The organism is Halorubrum sp. Atlit-28R (assembly GCF_003665955.1).
Lineage (GTDB): Archaea > Halobacteriota > Halobacteria > Halobacteriales > Haloferacaceae > Halorubrum > Halorubrum tropicale.
Map to the genome: position 1 here is coordinate 1 of NZ_QPLS01000036.1, position 1059 is coordinate 1059.

The following is a 1059-nucleotide window of genomic DNA, read 5'->3' on the forward strand; positions in this document are numbered from 1 at the left end:
TATAGTAGTCGGTAGAACTTTTTACTCAGAGAGATATGTTGCCTGTAATGGATCACCTCAACGAGATCTCCGTCGAAGAACTCCAAGAGGCGCTTGACAATGTTGATGGAAACAAGCCGACTCAACGGCTGTTAGCTGCGATCGCGTACAAAAACGGCGTCACGCAAACCGAACTTGCCGAGTGGTACGACACAGAGCGAAAAACGATCTATAACTGGCTCAACCGACTCGATACCGACGAACCGCTTGAACAAGCTGTTACAGATGCTCACCGATCTGGTCGGAAACGAAAACTCTCAGAAAAACAGCAAAAAGAGTTTGAACAAACAGTCCACGAATCACCCGAAGAGATCGGCGTTGACGCGCCGGCGTGGACGCCGGCGCTCGCACAAGAATATCTTGAAGAAACGTACGGCGTCGACTACTCAATCCCAAGCTGCCGGCGGTTGTTGAAAGAAGCGGGATTGAGTTATCAAAAACCACGCCGTTCAGCGTCTGAATCCGACGAAGACGAGCAAGATGAGTTTTACGACGAGATCAAAAAAAGCGGCGCGAAATGGACGCCACAGTAGTCTGTATTGATCAAACCAAGAAATCTGTCCAAGTTGAGCCGCGTGCCGCGTGGTTTCCGCGCGGCACGCGGCCTTCTGTCGAATTATCTGGTCAACGGGACTGGACGTGTCTGCTGGGCGCGATCACCGAAAACGGTGATCGCTTCTTCTCTCGATTTACAGAGTACATTACCGCTGATCACGCAAAACATTTCATTTTAGCACTATGTGAAGAATTTGAAGATGATTTGATTGTCGTTCTCGATGGAGCACCGTATTTTCAGGCATCGGCCGTCACGGACCTCGCGGCCCGTGACGACCTCGCCTTTGTGACGCTCCCATCATATTCGCCGGAACTGAATCCTGTCGAGGAATGCTGGAGACAGCTCCAAGCAGCTCTCAGCAACCGCTTTTTCGACTCACTCGACGAACTTACAACAGCGATCGACAGTGCTCTTGATCAACTCTCGATTCCAAAAGTGAGTAATTATTTCTAGCAACTACTATA

The 1059-nt window shown here is 50.0% G+C and carries 1 protein-coding gene; it reads left to right on the plus strand.

What is annotated here, in order from left to right; genetic code table 11:
- Positions 1–47: 47 nt before the first annotated feature.
- Positions 48–1048 (plus strand): IS630 family transposase gene (locus tag DVK06_RS16635; protein ID WP_121601112.1). Its coding sequence is split into 2 segments (ribosomal slippage): positions 48–540 and positions 540–1048, totalling 1002 coding nucleotides; the frame shifts between segments, so codons are not numbered across the junction.
- Positions 1049–1059: the final 11 nt, after the last annotated feature.